At 37.4% G+C, this 553-nt stretch carries 1 protein-coding gene; it reads right to left on the bottom strand.

Annotated features, from left to right (window positions below; translation table 11 throughout):
• The coding region (locus tag IE178_RS37230) for a DUF4372 domain-containing protein (RefSeq protein ID WP_193515112.1) at positions 1-329 on the bottom strand (329 nt) is incomplete at its 3' end.
• Positions 330-553 lie beyond the last annotated feature (224 nt).

Genomic DNA, 553 nt, shown 5'->3' with positions numbered 1-553 from the left:
AGAGGACGTACTTTTTTCAAAAGAACGTCTGCAAAATCTTTATAGATATGCCAATCTCGCTTCTCGTTAGCTTTTGCTATAGTATTACGTGGTACAGCATAACTAATACCACAATGGTAAAGTTTGCAGGAGAGTGCCGTAAGGCAGTTTTCTATATCTCGAAGACTATCACGACCTGTTAATTGAGCATAGCTCATTACTAGGAATTGGTCTTTGCAAGAGAAGTTTCTTGCTCTGTAGTTTCCCTTATAACGGTCTACACAAGTTTTGAAATCACGTTCTGGTATAAGTGACATAATCTGAGAGAATATAGTTTTGCCTTTGTTCATCGCACACGTATTTTAAATATGCGTGCAAAGATACAAAATCAAATCGAATACACTATAAAAAGTCCGTAAACTTTTGAGTATTAATAACTTATTTAATAATCGTCTCGTTTTAACGGGACACTAGTGTGGACAGCGGTAAGAACATTGTGGGGATACCGGTGTATTTTAGCAGCACCGATTCAAATGCAAAATACCGCTATGACCAGACTAACAACTGTGTGGTG

It is taken from the genome of Streptomyces griseoloalbus (assembly GCA_014650015.1).
Lineage (GTDB): Bacteria > Actinomycetota > Actinomycetes > Streptomycetales > Streptomycetaceae > Streptomyces > Streptomyces griseoloalbus.
The sequence above is the reverse complement of the archived record's forward strand: the minus strand, read 5'-3'. Positions and strand labels throughout refer to the sequence as shown.